General features: G+C 35.7%; 16 protein-coding genes. 14 read left to right on the top strand and 2 right to left on the bottom strand.

The window, feature by feature from the left end:
- Positions 1–91: 91 nt before the first annotated feature.
- Positions 92–2779, top strand: a complete 2688-nt coding sequence (locus ACLTBU_RS12800) for an EAL domain-containing protein (protein ID WP_412219273.1) — start codon at positions 92–94, stop codon at positions 2777–2779.
- Between the two features lie 49 nt (positions 2780–2828).
- On the opposite strand, the gene ACLTBU_RS12795 is transcribed toward ACLTBU_RS12800, so the two are convergent.
- Positions 2829–4385 (bottom strand): ABC-F family ATP-binding cassette domain-containing protein, encoded by a 1557-nt coding sequence (locus ACLTBU_RS12795; protein ID WP_177672038.1) that lies wholly within the window; start codon positions 4383–4385, stop codon positions 2829–2831.
- Between the two features lie 67 nt (positions 4386–4452).
- On the bottom strand, positions 4453–4815 hold the full coding sequence (locus ACLTBU_RS12790) for a DUF5658 family protein (protein WP_412219271.1): 363 nt from the start codon (positions 4813–4815) through the stop codon (positions 4453–4455).
- Between the two features lie 152 nt (positions 4816–4967).
- Between ACLTBU_RS12790 and ACLTBU_RS12785 the strand changes: the two genes are divergently transcribed.
- The 13 genes from ACLTBU_RS12785 to ACLTBU_RS12725 all read left to right on the top strand — a co-directional run bounded on the left by ACLTBU_RS12785 (position 4968) and on the right by ACLTBU_RS12725 (position 15701).
- On the top strand, positions 4968–5420 hold the full coding sequence (locus tag ACLTBU_RS12785; RefSeq protein ID WP_320650448.1) for a MarR family winged helix-turn-helix transcriptional regulator: 453 nt from the start codon (positions 4968–4970) through the stop codon (positions 5418–5420).
- A gap of 17 nt (positions 5421–5437) precedes the next feature.
- Positions 5438–6403 (top strand): beta-ketoacyl-ACP synthase III, encoded by a 966-nt coding sequence (locus tag ACLTBU_RS12780; protein WP_412219269.1) that lies wholly within the window; start codon positions 5438–5440, stop codon positions 6401–6403.
- Between the two features lie 69 nt (positions 6404–6472).
- Positions 6473–6700 carry an acyl carrier protein gene (gene acpP / locus ACLTBU_RS12775; RefSeq protein ID WP_320650446.1) on the top strand — a complete coding sequence of 76 codons (228 nt, stop codon included), beginning with the start codon at positions 6473–6475 and terminating at the stop codon, positions 6698–6700.
- Positions 6701–6736: 36 nt separating this feature from the next.
- Positions 6737–7663 (top strand): enoyl-[acyl-carrier-protein] reductase FabK, encoded by a 927-nt coding sequence (fabK, locus tag ACLTBU_RS12770; RefSeq protein ID WP_177672043.1) that lies wholly within the window; start codon positions 6737–6739, stop codon positions 7661–7663.
- A gap of 59 nt (positions 7664–7722) precedes the next feature.
- Positions 7723–8664 (top strand): ACP S-malonyltransferase, encoded by a 942-nt coding sequence (gene fabD, locus ACLTBU_RS12765; protein ID WP_177672044.1) that lies wholly within the window; start codon positions 7723–7725, stop codon positions 8662–8664.
- Positions 8658–9401: a 3-oxoacyl-[acyl-carrier-protein] reductase gene (gene fabG / locus ACLTBU_RS12760; protein WP_412219267.1), complete on the top strand. Its 744-nt coding sequence runs from the start codon at positions 8658–8660 to the stop codon at positions 9399–9401. Before fabD ends, fabG begins: the two co-directional genes overlap by 7 nt.
- Positions 9402–9421: 20 nt before the next feature.
- On the top strand, positions 9422–10666 hold the full coding sequence (fabF, locus tag ACLTBU_RS12755) for a beta-ketoacyl-ACP synthase II (RefSeq protein WP_412219265.1): 1245 nt from the start codon (positions 9422–9424) through the stop codon (positions 10664–10666).
- Entirely contained in the window at positions 10666–11109 is a 444-nt protein-coding gene (accB, locus tag ACLTBU_RS12750; RefSeq protein ID WP_412219263.1) for an acetyl-CoA carboxylase biotin carboxyl carrier protein, read from the top strand. Before fabF ends, accB begins: the two co-directional genes overlap by 1 nt.
- 11 nt (positions 11110–11120) lie before the next feature.
- A complete protein-coding gene (gene fabZ / locus ACLTBU_RS12745) occupies positions 11121–11543 on the top strand; it encodes a 3-hydroxyacyl-ACP dehydratase FabZ (RefSeq protein WP_177672048.1) in 423 nt (140 codons plus the stop codon).
- Positions 11544–11554: 11 nt separating this feature from the next.
- Positions 11555–12913 carry an acetyl-CoA carboxylase biotin carboxylase subunit gene (locus ACLTBU_RS12740; protein ID WP_412219347.1) on the top strand — a complete coding sequence of 453 codons (1359 nt, stop codon included), beginning with the start codon at positions 11555–11557 and terminating at the stop codon, positions 12911–12913.
- Between the two features lie 4 nt (positions 12914–12917).
- The gene (accD, locus tag ACLTBU_RS12735) at positions 12918–13784 is read left to right on the top strand and encodes an acetyl-CoA carboxylase, carboxyltransferase subunit beta (RefSeq protein WP_177672049.1); all 867 of its coding nucleotides are present in this window, start codon (positions 12918–12920) and stop codon (positions 13782–13784) included.
- On the top strand, positions 13771–14709 hold the full coding sequence (locus ACLTBU_RS12730) for an acetyl-CoA carboxylase carboxyltransferase subunit alpha (RefSeq protein ID WP_337531245.1): 939 nt from the start codon (positions 13771–13773) through the stop codon (positions 14707–14709). The genes accD and ACLTBU_RS12730 overlap by 14 nt, the downstream gene beginning before the upstream one ends.
- Positions 14710–14798: 89 nt before the next feature.
- Entirely contained in the window at positions 14799–15701 is a 903-nt protein-coding gene (locus tag ACLTBU_RS12725) for a tocopherol cyclase family protein (protein WP_412219258.1), read from the top strand.
- Positions 15702–15727: the final 26 nt, after the last annotated feature.

Below are 15727 nucleotides of genomic sequence, written 5' to 3'. Positions count from 1 at the left end.
AAAACAGTTTACTAATTCGAGTTTTCTGTATATTATAAAGTCAATAAAGAGATAAAAGGTTTTATATAAGTATATTAAAAAGGGGGCTGCTATGAAGTTATCAGTAAAAATCGCTAGTATTTTTGTAGCAATGACTGTAATAACAATTATATTGCACTTGATGTTATCTAATGTAATGGTGGACTATTTGTATCAAGGGGAGGTGACACGCATTACTGGCATTACATCAGATATTATGAGTAGGCTGCAAGGGGAAAAAGATAAGCTTATTAGTAGGGCAAAAGACTATAAAGAATTGATACCTCATATTATTAGAATAGATGAGGAGCATGATGTTGACTTTATGCAAGAACTTAGTATATATAAGTGGTTTGAAAATGATGGGATACAGAGCAAGATCATTTTATCTCCAGAATTTAGAGTTTATAAAACATATTATGATAAAGAAGGAAAAGCAATAGAGAAAACTGAAGTAGATACCCTTATTAAAGAGGCTAAAAGACTTATTCATAATACAGATCAAAGTTTTGAAGGCGTTATTTCTACCAATAATCATCCTTATATTGTAGCTATATATCCACTTATAGATGGGGGAGAAAAAGAACATAAGGGATACTTTATGGCCGTAGAGACAATAGACCAAGAGATGATAGAGAATATAGGAGATAATTTGAAAAGACGTGTGGATTTAACAAATAGGTTAGATTCATCTAGAGCTCATAATCTAGAGGAAAGCTATATAGGCTTACCTATTCAGCTTGTTTATGACAAGTCTATTATTGAAAGTTATACACCTGTTGGCACTGCTAATGCAGAGGAAAAGTTTTATATAAGGTTAATAGAACCTTTAGTAGCAAAACAGAGTATGAAGCGGAATATAGAGGCCTTAACAGGTATTTCAATGATAGGATGTATTATTACAAGTTGCATCTTGGGGATTTGGGTAGAAAAGCTTGTAGTAAAACGTATTGTAAAAATAAATAAACAGATTAACACTATTCATAGCTCACAGGATTTATCAAAACGTATAGAAAAAGATGAAGTAAATGATGAAATAGGACTATTGCAAGAAGATATCAATAGAATGTTTGCTTCTTTAGAACAAGCTAATGAACAAATTTTATTAAATGAAAAGAAGTATAGTAGCGTATTAAGCACTATGACAAATGGATTTGCATGTTATAGGGTAAAGAAAGATGAATTAGGACAGTATAAAGATGCTATTTGTGAAGAATGCAATGATGCACTAGGTGATTTGTTAGGAGTTTCTAAAGAAAAATTAATCAATCATACGATTCACGAATTATCTCATCTAGCAGGTATCGATGATGGGCACATACAAGAAATTTTAGGACAAGTATGGCGAACAGACAGAACATATACCTTAAGTCAAGTTGCTCTAAAAGGAGATAAGTGGGTATCTATTACATTATATAGCATACAGCAAGGGTATTTTGCTATTATTATGAATGATATTACAATCTTAAAGCATTACTCAGAAGAGATGAAATATCTTGCCAAATATGATTCTTTAACAAACCTTAAGAATAGACATAGCTTATATGAACATTTAGATTACCTGAAGAAAATGAATGTATCTTTTGTTATTTATTTTATAGACCTTGATAATTTCAAGACTTTAAATGATACAGTAGGCCATATTGAGGGAGACAAGGTACTATGTGCTACTGCAAAGGAACTCATGGAATTGGCTAATGATGATATAACTGTAGGAAGATTAGGTGGAGATGAATTTATTGTTATCAGAGAAGGAGAATTTGCACCTAATGAAATAGCCCAATTTGGACAGGATCTTTTAAATAGAGTTAATAAGAAGTTTGAGTATGCTTCTTATAATTTTGCTATTAAGGCAAGTATAGGGATCAGTATTTATCCATATCAAACGACTGATATTAATACCTTGCTTAAATATGGTGATATTGCTATGTATAAGAGCAAGAAAAAGGGTGGCAATAGTATCCAAGTGTTTACAGATCAGATGTCAGAAGAATTAGAAGTAGAGGCAAGCTTAAAAGATGTGATAGCAAGAGGAGAAATCGTCCCATACTATCAGCCTATTTTTGATATACATAAGAATAAGATTGTAGGTGCAGAAGTTCTTTCAAGGTGGATTAGAAATGGGGAAGTACTGCTTCCAGAGGTATTTATACCAGTTGCTAAGCGAATAGGGTGTATAGTAGAGATTGATTATTTAATGTTAGATAAGGCTTGTGAATTTGGGCAGAAGTGGCATATGAATGGATACACGGATTTTGAAATATATGTGAATATGTCTTATAGGTCACTTAAAAGACCTAATTGTGTAGAGGTTATTAAAGGTATTCTCAATAAATATCATATTAATCCTGAGTTTATTAGGTTAGAGATAACTGAAGATGAAGTGTTAGATTATCCAGAGTATATTGTAAAAGTTCTAAATGAGATTAAAGCATTAGGGATAAAAATATCTTTAGATGATTTTGGTATAGGGTACTCTTCTTTTAATCATATTAAAGTACTTCCATTAGATATATTGAAAATAGATCAGATACTTGTAAGTAGAATAGAAAAAGATGAAAGAAATGTAGCGATTATAGGGACACTTATAGGATTAGCTCATATATTAGGGCTAGAAGTAATATGTGAGGGTGTTGAAGTAAGTCAACACATAGATATATTGAAGGAAATAAAATGTGATAAAATCCAAGGTTATTATATTAGCCAACCGGTAGAAGAAATGTTGTTTTACAAATGTTTTGAGTATTATAGTATAAATTAAGAAGGAAAAATATATAAAAAAGCTAGAGGCTTAGCCTCTAGCTTTTTTATTAAATAATTTTAGTTGTCCAGTCTTCTACATTCCATACATCTGTTACAAAGCTTTCATAAAAGTAAGGTTCATGACATACAAGAACAACTGTACCTTTAAATTCTTTAAGTGCTTTTTCCAGCTCATCTTTAGCATCCACATCTAAGTGATTTGTTGGTTCGTCTAGAACAAGAAGATTAAGTTCCTGAAGAAGAATTTTGCAAAGACGCACTTTAGCATTTTCTCCACCTGATAAAACTTTCATAGGGCTTGTAATATGATCTGTTGTAAGGCCACATTTAGCAAGTTCAGAACGTGCTTCATGGTTTGTAAGAGATGGGTACTCATTCCAAAGTTCATCAAGTGCAGTATTGTTGTTATCACGAGAGTCTTCTTGAGCAAAGTAACCGTACTCAACATTTTCACCAAATTCTACTTCACCACTAATTGGTTTAAGGATACCAAGAAGTGTTTTAAGAAGTGTAGATTTACCAAGACCATTTACACCACAGATAGCAATTTTTTTACCACGTTCAATGTTGAAATTAAGTGGTTTTGTAAGTGGTTCATCATAACCGATTACAAGGTCACGAGCTTCAATAAGGAAACGGCTAGGTGCTTTAGAGAATTTAAAGTTGAAAGTAGGCTTGATTTTTTCTTTTGGTTTTTCAATCATTTCCATTTTATCAAGCTGTTTCATACGGCTTTTTGCCATACCTGTTGTAGCAACACGTGCTTTATTACGTGCAATAAAGTCTTCAAGTTTATCAATTTCTTTTTGTTGACGTTCATAAGCTTTTTCTTGTTGACGTTTTTTGAGTTCATATAAACGTAAAAACTCATCATAGTTACCTACATAACGTGTAAGTTCACAATCCTCTACATGGTAGATGAGGTTACATACATCATTAAGGAATGGAATATCATGTGATACAAGAATAAAGGCATTGTCGTAGTTTTGAAGGTAGCGCTTAAGCCACTCAATATGGTTAACATCAAGGTAGTTAGTAGGCTCATCCAGAATAAGGATAGTAGGGTTCTGAAGAAGAAGTTTAGTAAGAAGAACTTTTGTACGTTGACCACCACTTAGTTCGTCTACTTTTTTATCAAGACCAATTTCCCCAAGGCCAAGGCCACTTGCAACTTCATCAATCTTTGAATCAATAATATAGAAACCACTTGTATCTAAGATGTTTTGGATTTCTGCTGCATCTTCCATAAGTTTAGCCATTTCTTCGTCAGAGCAGTCACTCATTTTTTCATAATGGCCAAGCATCTCTTGTTCAAGTGTGAATAAATTATCAAATGCTAAACGTAAGTTATCACGAATAGTTGTACCAGGAGTAAGTGCAGAATGCTGATCAAGGTAACCAACTGTTACACGGTTTGACCATTCTACAGTACCTTCATCTGGCATAAGCTTACTAGTAATAATATTTAAGAATGTTGATTTTCCTTCACCATTGGCACCAACTAGAGCAACGTGTTCCCCTTTTAATAAACGAAAAGATACATTTTCTAAAATGCTACGGGAACCAAAGCCATGAGTTACATTTTTTACTGTTAAAACACTCATATATTGTCTCCTTTTAATGATTTTTACTTTTCTATGATAATAAAAAAGTCATAAAAAGTAAAATGAATTAATTGGGAAGAGACAACGTGTATAAAAATAAGCAGAAATAACTTATATGCATTATAGTGATAAGTGTATAAACAATAAGGACTACATTAACGCAGATATGGCAAAGTTTAAGATTACCATTGGGAAGCTCTTCAAGTTTAGCAAGAATATAAATAATAAGGAGCGCAGGAATGATAAGCTTAATTATAATGCTTAGGAAGGGGTCATCTACTACACTTACCATGATGCTATTAATCTCTTTGAAAAGGCCTGTCTTAAGGAGCCCAAAGGTAAATACAATATCTACTGTATTAAGAATATAAAGAAGTGTGAGCTTGTCACGTAGTTTATCCATGGATAGATCTTTTAGTAGTTTAATCATAGTATACCTCCTATAAGAGAAGTATTGCCAATAAGGTATAATCTTTAATCCAAAAAAACAATACTTGACAATAGAAATGTTGTTGCATATACTTTGAATATAAAATAATTTGATTAACAAAGTATTAATTCACAAGAGTGGAGGCGAGAGATTTGCAGAATACTGCAAAAGTAGTCAATGAATTGCTAGTAGAACTATTTAATGAAATTTTAACCATTGAAAAAGCTGCACTCCAAGAAAGTCCATTTAAGGACTTATCTATTACAGAGATGCATGTTATTGAGGCCATTGGTATGGGTTCAAGAACTATGACGGATGTTTCAGATCAATTAGGGATTACAGTAGGTACATTAACTACATCTATTAACCGATTAGTAAAGAAAGAATATGTTACAAGACAGCGTTCAGAAGATGATAGAAGATATGTAGAGATTGCCTTAGCACATAAAGGAAAGCTTGCATATAGAGTACATGAGAACTTCCATCAAGTTATGGTCAATAACATGATAGATGGGTTATCTAATGAAGATAATGAGGTACTCATCGCTTCTTTGACAAGGCTTTCTAATTTCTTTAAAGAGAAGTATCACCTTGTAAAAAAATAGAAAGGAGTGATACAGCCATGTATGGAGTAAAACTTTTAGGAGTGGGAAAGGCAGTGCCTAAGTATTGTATGACTAATGAGGATATGTCTAAGGTTGTAGATACGTCAGATGAATGGATTACATCTAGAACAGGCATTAGCCAAAGATATCTTTCAACGGGCGAAAGTACGACTGATCTTGCAGTCACTGCAGCAAAAGAAGCTCTTGAAAGAGCCAATATAAACGCTTCAGATATTGATCTTATTATAGTAGCAACTATTACACCTGATTATGTTATGCCAAGTGTAGCTTGTAGAGTACAGGCAGCTATAGGGGCTGGGCATGCTACAGCTTTTGATATAGCAGCTGCGTGTAGCGGATTTTTATATGGAGCTAAAATTGGAACAGATGCTATTAAGGCAGGTTCAGCAGCTAATGTGCTTGTTATAGGAGCTGAAGTGCTTAGTAAGACTGTAGACTGGACAGATAGAGGAACATGTGTGTTGTTTGGAGATGGAGCGGGTGCTGCAATTTTTTCCAAACATCATAAAAATCACATAATTAATATCTATACTGAGAGTAATGGTGCGGGCGGCCATGTGCTGACCTTACCTGGGACAAGTCTTAAAAATTGTGTAGTTCAAGAAGAACCTCACTCACCTTATATGTACATGGATGGTAGGGCAGTTTATAAGTTTGCAACAACTGTTGTACCAACAAGTATAGAGAAAGTATTAGAAGGTACCTCATATGCATTAGAAGATATCCGCTATTTTATTTTACATCAAGCGAATTCTAGAATTATGGATAGTGTAGCTAAAAAATTAGGTGTACCATCTGACAAGTTCTTTAAGAATTTAAATCAATATGGTAATACTTCATCTGCAAGTATTCCAATGGCACTTTATGATGCGGTACAGCAGCTAAATTCAGGAGATGCCATTGTGCTTAGTGGATTTGGTGGTGGACTTACATGGGGCAGTATGCTCCTTACATGGGATTAGTTCCTATTAGGCCTTAGGGCTTTAAGGATATATAAATTATTAAACATTAAACTTTAGGAGGATTTGAAAATGGTATTAGAAAAATTACAAGAAATCGTAGCAGACAAATTAGGAGTAGACGTTTCAGAAGTAGTTGAAACAGCACGTTTCAAAGAAGATTTAGAAGCAGATTCATTAGACTTATTTGAAGTTGTTATGGCTCTTGAAGATGAATTTGGTGTATCTATTTCAAACGAAGATGTTGAAGGTATTAAAACAGTAGGTGATGCTGTTAACTACATCACAGAAAGACAATAATGAGTTGTTAAGCAGATTAAATAAGGAGATTGAAGTATGAACAAGATATGCGATATGTTAAACATTCAATATCCTATTTTCCAAGGTGCCATGGCATGGATCGCTGACCATGCCATAGCAGCTGCTGTATCAGAGGCAGGGGGATTAGGGATTATTGCAGCAGGTAATGCACCCGCTGACTGGCTTAGAGCAGAGATTAGAGCTTTAAAAGAGATTACGAGTAAACCATTTGGAGTAAATATTATGCTCCTTAGCCCACATGCTGAAGATGTTGCTAAAGTTGTAGTAGAAGAAGGTGTAACAATCGTTACTACAGGTGCAGGCGATCCTGGTAAATACATGAATATGTGGAAAGAAGCAGGTATTAAAGTTATTCCAGTTGTGCCATCAGTAGCCCTTGCGAGAAGGATGGAAAAACAAGGTGCAGATGCAGTTGTAGTTGAAGGCTGTGAAGCAGGTGGGCATATTGGTGAACTTACAACTATGGTACTTACACCACAAGTTGTAGATGCAGTAAATATTCCAGTTATTGCAGCAGGCGGTATTGCAGATCATAGAGGGTTTGCAGCAGCTATGATGCTTGGAGCAGATGCTGTTCAAATTGGAACAAGATTTTTAGTAGCTAAAGAATGTACAGTACATGAAAACTACAAACAACGTGTACTTAAAGCAAGTGATATTGATACTGTAGTAACAGGAAGAAGTACAGGACATCCAGTAAGAGCACTTAGAAACAAGCTTTCAAGAGAGTTTGCTAAACGTGAAAAAGAAGGTGCAAGTGTAGAAGAACTTGAAGCATTAGGTGCAGGTGGATTAAGACTTGCTGTAGTTGAAGGTGACGTGATTAACGGAACTGTTATGTCAGGTCAAATTGCTGGTATGATTAAACAAGAACAAACAGCCAAAGAAATGATTGAAGAAATCATGACAGAAGGAAACAGAGTATTAGCGCAGATAGGTTAATAGAAAAAATACTTTGAATTTAAAACTTTGAAAATCAAACTAGAGGTAGGGTGGTAAAAATGAAAATCGCATTCTTATTTTCAGGTCAAGGTGTGCAGTACGCAGGTATGGGTAAAAATTTATACGAACATTATACAGAGAGCAAAGAAGCTTTCGACTGTGCTTCAGACATATTAGATTGGGATATTAAAGAAGTATGTTTTGAAGACAAAAACGCACTTATTAATCAAACACGTTATACGCAAGCTGCACTTTTTACCACAAGTATTGCTGCCTTTAATGCTGCAAAGGCACAAGGTATTGTGCCTTCAGCGGTACTAGGATTTAGCTTAGGAGAATACAGCGCTTTAGTAGCAAGCGGAGCGTTGAACTTTGAACAAGCACTTAAACTTGTAGATAAGAGAGCTTTTTATATGGATGAATGTGCCAAAGAAAGAGATGGAGGTATGGCAGCTGTTATTGGACTTCAAAAAGAAATGATTGATGAAGTATGTCAATGTATTCAAAATGAAGGATTGGAACTAGTAGTAGCAAATGATAACTGCCCAGGTCAAGTAGTTATCTCAGGTGAAAAGACAGCAATTGAAAAGGCTACCCCACTTTTAAAAGAAAAAGGTGCAAGGCGCATCATGCCGCTTAATGTAAGTGGAGCGTTCCATAGTCCACTTATGGAGGAAGCAGCAAAGAACTTAAAAGAAGAACTTATACACTTTAACTTTAATGAAGTTACAACACCTATTATCAGTAATGTTACAGCTTCTTATATGAATAAAGATGAAGTGATTGAAAATATTCCACTTCAAATCGTAAAAGGTGTACGTTTTAGAGAAAGTATTGAAAAACTTATTGAAGAAGGGTTTGATACTTTTATTGAGATTGGTGTTAAGAAAACACTTTGTAATTTTGTAAGCAAAATTTCATCAGATGTTAAAGTGCTTAATATAGAAGATGAAGCATCATTACAAAATGTATTGGAATTTTTAGGAGGCAAGCAATGTTAAAAGATAAAGTAGCAGTTATTACAGGTAGTAGTAGCGGGATTGGTAAAGAAATTGCACATACATTTGCAAAGAATGGTGCCAAAGTTGTAATAAACTATCCATTTGAAAGATCAGCTGCTGAGGCAGAAGCTGTAGTAGAAGAAATCAAATCAAATGGTGGTGAGGCGATAGCTGTTATGGCAGACGTTTCAAACTTTGAACAAGCAAAAGAGCTTATGAAAATAGCAGTAGATACATTTGGGGCGTTAGATATTCTTGTAAACAATGCAGGGATTACAAGAGATATGCTTCTTCTAAGAATGACAGAAGAGGAATTTGATAACGTTATCAATATCAACTTAAAAGGTGTATTTAACTGTATGAAACATGCAACACGCATCATGATGAAAAAAGGCGGAAGCATTATCAATATGTCTTCCGTAGTAGGACTTCATGGTAACATTGGGCAATGTAATTACTCAGCATCTAAAGCAGGTGTAGTAGGTATGACAAAATCAGCGGCAAAAGAATTTGCGTCTAAAAGCCTACGTGTAAATGCTATTGCGCCAGGATTCATTGTATCTAATATGACAGATAAACTTCCAGAAACAATTAAAGAAAATACACTTAAAGGTATACCACTTAATCGCTTTGGAAATGTCCAAGAAGTAGCAAATGTAGCATTATTCTTAGCAAGTGATTTGTCAAGTTATATAACAGGTGAAGTCATCAAAGTTGATGGCGGCATGGCTATGTAATTTTAATGAGGAGGAAAACCATGCAAAATAGAGTTGTTATTACAGGTATTGGAGTTGTATCACCGCTAGGTAACACAAAAGAGGAGTTTTGGAACAACCTTAAAGAAGGTGTATGCGGCATTAATCGTATTAGCAAATTTGAATTAACAGAAGGTTATGATGTTACACTTGCAGCTGAGGTAAAAGACTTTGATGCAAGTAAATATATAGAAAAAAGAGAAGTACGTAGATTAGATCTTTTCTCTCAATATGCTATTTATGCAGCAAAAGAAGCTCTGCAAGATGCAGGCATTGATATGGCAGAAGAAGATGCTACAAAAGTAGGCGTTATCGTAGGTTCAGGTATTGGTGGCCTTGGCACTATTGAATCAGGAATGAAGACACTTTTGGAAAGAGGACCAAAACGTGTTTCTCCGTTATTTATTCCTATGGTTATTTCTAATATGGGAGCTGGTAATGTAGCTATTTATACAGGAGCAAAAGGTATTTGCACAAGTATGGTGACAGCATGTGCTACAGGTACCCATTGTATTGGGGAAGCATACCGTGCGCTTCAAAAAGGGACCAATAATGTCATTTTAGCAGGGGGTGCTGAAGCATCTATTACACCTATGGGTATCGCATCCTTCCAATCACTTACTGCATTATCTAAGTCAGAGGATCCGAAACGTGCCTCTGTCCCATTTGATAAAGAAAGAAATGGGTTTGTTATGGGGGAAGGAGCAGGAATCGTTGTAATGGAAACATTAGAGCATGCTTTAAATAGAGGTGCAAATATTTTAGCTGAAGTAGTAGGTTATGGTGCTACAGGCGATGCTTATCACATTACTTCGCCAGATCCAGAAGGTGAGGGTGCTGCAAGAGCTATGGCAGAGGCTATTAATGAAGCGGGTATTACACCAGATGCTGTAGGTTACATCAATGCACATGGAACAAGTACAGAGTATAATGATAAATTTGAAACACTAGCTATTAAAAAAGTGTTTGGTGAGGATACAAAAGTAGCAATAAGTTCTACAAAATCTATGACAGGACACCTTTTAGGTGCTGCTGGTGCGGTAGAAGTCATTGCCATTGCTAAAGCGTTAGAGGAAGGCTTTATTCCGCCAACTATTGGATATGAAGTACCAGATGAAGAGTGTGACCTTGATTATGTACCCAATATAGGGAGGGTAGCAGAACTTGAATATGCACTCAGCAACTCACTCGGATTTGGAGGTCATAACGGAACAATTCTTCTTAAAAAGTGGAAAGGGGAAGTATAATGGATATTAAACTTGTTAAAGAGCTTATGAATGAATTTAAAGACTCAGATCTTACAAAAGTTAAGCTTAAAAACGATGAGTTTGAAATTGAAATTGAACGTACGGCACAAGTAGTGCCTATGGCAACACCAAGTGTAGCACCAACCACGCAGCAAGTAGCAACCACGCAGATTAATATTGAGACTCCAGCAGAGGTTAAGTCCGAAGATAGTTATGAAGTAAAAGCGCCTATGGTAGGGACCTTCTATTCTTCAAGTGCACCTGATAAGCCTGAGTTTGTAACAGTAGGCTCTAAGGTGAAAAAAGGAGATACTATCTGTATTATTGAAGCCATGAAACTTATGAATGAAGTAGAAGCAGATAGAGATGGTGAGATTGTAGAAATTTTAGTAGAAAATGAAGAGATGGTTGAGTTTGACCAACCACTATTTATCATTAGATAAGGAGAGGTGACATGTTAAACACACAACAAATTATGGAAATCATCCCTCATAGATATCCATTTTTATTAGTAGATAAAGCTGAAATTCATGAAGATGGTAAGGGGGCTACCGGGTATAAGAATGTAACGATGAATGAACCATTTTTCCAGGGGCATTTTCCAGGTCTTCCTGTAATGCCAGGTGTTCTTATTATAGAAGCGCTTGCGCAGGTGGGTGCGATTGCTATTCTTTCACAAGAAGAATTTAAAGGAAAAGTAGCTTTCTTTGGTGGTATTAAAGAGGCACGTTTTAAAGAGAAAGTTGTTCCAGGTGATACTTTAAAGCTGGAGTGTAAACTTGTTAAACAAAGAGGACCTATTGGAATTGGAGAAGCAGTAGCAACTGTAGATGGAAAAGTAGTAGCAAAAGCAGAATTAACATTTGCTATAGGCTAGGAGGTATCATGGTGATAAGCAAAGTATTAGTTGCTAACAGAGGTGAGATTGCTGTACGTATTATTAGAGCATGTCGTGAGATGAATATTGAGACAGTAGCCATTTACTCAACAGCAGATAAAGATTCACTTCATGTGAAGTTAGCAGATGAAGCTGTATGTATCGGTAAACCTTTGCCAAGAGATAGTTACTTAAATATAGAGAGCATTATTACAGCGGCAGTTTTAACTGGGGCAGATGCTATCCATCCTGGTTTTGGATTCTTATCGGAGAATGCTAAATTTGCCCGTATAAGTCGTGAATGCAATATTAAGTTCATTGGACCAACACCAGAAATGATTGAACTTATGGGAGATAAAGCACGTGCACGTCAAATGATGATTGAAGCAGATGTGCCTGTTGTACCTGGTTCGGAGGGCACTATAGATACTGCCCAAGATGCAAGAGTCCTTGCTAAATGTATTGGTTATCCTGTTATTTTAAAAGCAGTAGCAGGTGGCGGTGGACGTGGTATGCGTATTGTATGGAATGAATCCGAAATTGAAATGGCTTTTAATACAGCAAGGAATGAGGCACTTTCAGCTTTTGGTGATGGAAGTATGTATTTAGAAAAATATATTGTAGAACCAAGACATATTGAGTTTCAGATTTTAGGTGATGCTTATGGTAATGTTGTACATCTAGGCGAAAGAGACTGCTCACTTCAAAGAAGACATCAGAAGGTCATTGAGGAAGCACCATCACCTTGCATATCACCAGCACTTCGTAAGAAGATGGGTGAAGCAGCCATAAGAGCAGCAAAAGCTGTAAAATATGAAAATGCAGGTACAATAGAGTTTATTTTAGATAAAGATAGAAACTTCTTCTTTATTGAGATGAACACACGTATTCAGGTAGAACATCCTGTTACAGAAATGATTACAGGTATAGATTTAATACGTGAACAAATTAGAATTGCATCAGGGGAACGCTTACAGTTTACTAATAAAGATATCCAGATTAAAGGTCATGCTATTGAATGTCGTATTAATGCAGAGAATCCTAAACTTAACTTTAGACCTTGTGCAGGTAAAATTGTAGAGCTTCATTTACCAGGCGGTAGAGGTGTACGTGTAGATACAGCTATTTATCCAGGATATAGTGTACCACCGACGTATGATTCTATGCTGGCAAAGATTATTGCTTATGGAGATACACGCGAGGAAGCACTTAGCATTATGAGGCGTGCGCTTGCTGAAGCTGTTATAGAAGGCATTGATACCAATATTGATTTCCAATATGATCTTATTCATACAGATGCATTCAATGAAGGATACTTTGACACATCTTTTATAGAAAAGAATTTAGATTCAATTTTAGGAGAGGAGTAGTCGTATGTTAAGTGCATTAATAGGTAGACAAAAAAAATATGCTCAGACTAAAACTACTCAGTCTAAACCTGAAGTTCCAAAAGGAATGTATACAAAATGCCCACACTGTAAGAAGAATATTTATGTCATAGACTTAATTGCTAATATTGGTGTGTGCACTTACTGTAATGGACATCTTCCTATTTCTCCAAGTGCTAGAATCAGTAAACTTATCGATTTAGATAGCTTTGAGGAATTTGATAAAGAAATGAAAAGTGCCAATCCGCTTGAATTTGAGGGTTATGAAGATAAGATAGAAACTACGATGAAAAAGGTTGAGCAAAATGAAGCAGTTATAACAGGTAAGGGGAGAATAGGTGGTATTGAAACGGTCCTTGCTGTTATGGATAGTAGGTTCATTATGGGAAGTATGGGATCAGTAGTAGGAGAGAAGATTACGCGCGCTATTGAGTATGCTACAGCGCATGAACTCCCTATTATTATCTTTTCTGCTTCTGGTGGTGCGAGGATGCAGGAGGGGATTATCTCCCTTATGCAGATGGCTAAAACAAGTGCTGCACTTGCAAGACATGATGAAAAAGGTTTACTTTATATCAGTGTCCTAACGAATCCTACAACAGGTGGGGTTACAGCAAGTTTTGCTATGTTAGGTGACATTATTATTGCAGAACCTAATGCACTCATTGGTTTTGCTGGCCCACGTGTAATCGAGCAGACTATTCGTCAGAAGCTTCCTCAAGGATTTCAACGTTCAGAGTTTTTACTTGAACATGGTATGATTGATTGTATTGTAGAACGTAAAGATATGAGAGATAGCCTCTATAAACTCCTTAAATTCCATGCAAAGGAGGGACAAGATGGAGAATACTAAAAAACTAGAACATCTTAGACGTATGATTGATGAATTGGCTTCTTTAGAAGAAAACTTGGAGATTAATCAAGAAATTAAACGTCTTCAGTCTATTGCAGCAAAATTGGAAAGAGAGATTGCTGAAAATTATTCAGCGTGGGATAAAGTACAAATTGCACGTATGATAGATCGTCCTAGAGGATCTTTCTATATTCAGGAAATGGTCACAGATTTCATAGAGCTTCATGGTGATCGTAACTTTAAAGATGACAAAGCGATTATTGGTGGTATTGGAAAAATTGGTAATCATGTAGTCACCATTATTGCTCAGAATAAAGGAAAGTCAGCAAAAGAAAATGTAGAGCGTAACTTTGGTATGCCTCATCCAGAAGGGTATCGTAAGGCACTACGCCTTATGCAACAGGCACAGAAGTTTGGGAGGCCGATAGTATGTCTCATTGACACACCAGGTGCTTACTGTGGTCTTGGAGCAGAGGAACGTGGACAAGGAGAGGCTATTGCACGTAACCTTATGGAGATGGCTAGATTGAAAACACCTATTATTGCAGGAATTATAGGTGAAGGTGGTAGTGGTGGTGCTTTAGCACTTGGTGTAGCTGATAAAGTATTTATGCAGGAGAATACTACTTATTCTATTCTTTCACCAGAAGGTTTTGCGAGTATTTTATGGAAAGATAGTGCAAAGGCAAAAGAGGCTGCAGAAATTATGAGGATTACAGCTTCGGATCTTCTTGAAAATCATATTATTGATGATATTGTAACTGAACCTTTAGGAGGTGCACATAAAGATCCATTTAGTGCAGCTCAGTTACTTAAGACGTATATCATAGAAAAGCTAGATGAGTTAGGTGCTATGAGTACAGATGTATTAGTCGATAAACGCTATGAGCGCTTTAGAAAATATGGAAGTTTTTACGAAAATTAAAATAAGAGCATCCTAATAGCTTTTGGCTATTAGGATGCTTTTGTTTTGGGCATACTTAAAGTAATTATCAAAGGTAGGGTGAGATGAAAATGAAAGAAAAGTATTTTGAAGGATGGTACTTTAAGTGTGCTACAGCAGATCAAACACTTGCGGTAATTGTGGGAAGTACACAAGGGATAGAACCCGTAGCTTTTATACAAGTATTAAGCTCTAAAGATTTAAAGAGTTATTATGTTTCATACGATATAGAATCTTATTTTTACCGCATGGAGCCTTTTCATATTCAAATAGAAGAGAATATCTTTACATCAACCTATATGAAATTGCATATTAAAGAAGAAAATTTAATTTTAGAGGGGAAGATAGAATTTAAATCTCTTACCCCACTGCCACGCAAGTTATGGAAAAGAGGTTTGATGGGGCCATTTGCTTATTTACCTTTTATGGAATGCTATCATGATATAGTCTCTATGCAGCATACGTTGCAAGGAGAAATACATTTAAATCATACGCTATATGATTTTAATGGAGGCAAGGGGTATATAGAAAGAGATTGGGGAACGAGTTTTCCAAGTAGTTATATATGGATACAATGCAACCATTTTAGACGAGAGGACTTATCTTTTATGTTGGCTATAGCCAAGATACCTTTTTTAGGAATGTCTTTTACAGGTGTACTGTGTACATTAAGTATAAAAGGAAAAACAAGGATATTTACCACTTATACAGGGGCATCCATACAGTTTTTTAAAGATGAACCAGAGTCCCTTCTTATAACAATTAGACAAGGTAAAGAACTTATACATGTAAAGGTGGATAAAAAGGAAGGAAGTGTCTTGAAGGCGCCTAATAAGGGAGCAATGTTAAGGGAAATAGATGAAGCACTTGGAAGTACTATGGAGCTTAATATCTTTTATGATCACCAACTTAGAGTCTGTGAAAAAGGCATAAATGTAGGATTTGAGAGAGTAGGTAAACTAGAAGAACTTTAATCATAAAACAAGTTAAGGAGGGCATA

This window comes from Zhenhengia sp. (assembly GCF_046966505.1).
GTDB classification, from domain to species: domain Bacteria; phylum Bacillota; class Clostridia; order Lachnospirales; family Cellulosilyticaceae; genus Zhenhengia; species Zhenhengia yiwuensis.
This window is presented reverse-complemented; position numbering and strand designations above follow the sequence as displayed.

What these genes read in the sequence shown, in the direction of transcription:
- acpP (WP_320650446.1), top strand. Translation starts at nt 6,473, where the DNA reads ATGGTATTAGAAAAATTACAAGAAATCGTAGCAGACAAATTAGGAGTA.
- fabD (WP_177672044.1), top strand. Translation starts at nt 7,723, where the DNA reads ATGAAAATCGCATTCTTATTTTCAGGTCAAGGTGTGCAGTACGCAGGT.
- ACLTBU_RS12790 (WP_412219271.1), bottom strand. Translation starts at nt 4,815, where the DNA reads ATGATTAAACTACTAAAAGATCTATCCATGGATAAACTACGTGACAAG.
- fabK (WP_177672043.1), top strand. Translation starts at nt 6,737, where the DNA reads ATGAACAAGATATGCGATATGTTAAACATTCAATATCCTATTTTCCAA.
- ACLTBU_RS12730 (WP_337531245.1), top strand. Translation starts at nt 13,771, where the DNA reads ATGGAGAATACTAAAAAACTAGAACATCTTAGACGTATGATTGATGAA.
- fabF (WP_412219265.1), top strand. Translation starts at nt 9,422, where the DNA reads ATGCAAAATAGAGTTGTTATTACAGGTATTGGAGTTGTATCACCGCTA.
- ACLTBU_RS12780 (WP_412219269.1), top strand. Translation starts at nt 5,438, where the DNA reads ATGTATGGAGTAAAACTTTTAGGAGTGGGAAAGGCAGTGCCTAAGTAT.
- ACLTBU_RS12725 (WP_412219258.1), top strand. Translation starts at nt 14,799, where the DNA reads ATGAAAGAAAAGTATTTTGAAGGATGGTACTTTAAGTGTGCTACAGCA.
- ACLTBU_RS12800 (WP_412219273.1), top strand. Translation starts at nt 92, where the DNA reads ATGAAGTTATCAGTAAAAATCGCTAGTATTTTTGTAGCAATGACTGTA.
- accD (WP_177672049.1), top strand. Translation starts at nt 12,918, where the DNA reads ATGTTAAGTGCATTAATAGGTAGACAAAAAAAATATGCTCAGACTAAA.
- fabG (WP_412219267.1), top strand. Translation starts at nt 8,658, where the DNA reads ATGTTAAAAGATAAAGTAGCAGTTATTACAGGTAGTAGTAGCGGGATT.
- fabZ (WP_177672048.1), top strand. Translation starts at nt 11,121, where the DNA reads ATGTTAAACACACAACAAATTATGGAAATCATCCCTCATAGATATCCA.
- ACLTBU_RS12795 (WP_177672038.1), bottom strand. Translation starts at nt 4,385, where the DNA reads ATGAGTGTTTTAACAGTAAAAAATGTAACTCATGGCTTTGGTTCCCGT.
- accB (WP_412219263.1), top strand. Translation starts at nt 10,666, where the DNA reads ATGGATATTAAACTTGTTAAAGAGCTTATGAATGAATTTAAAGACTCA.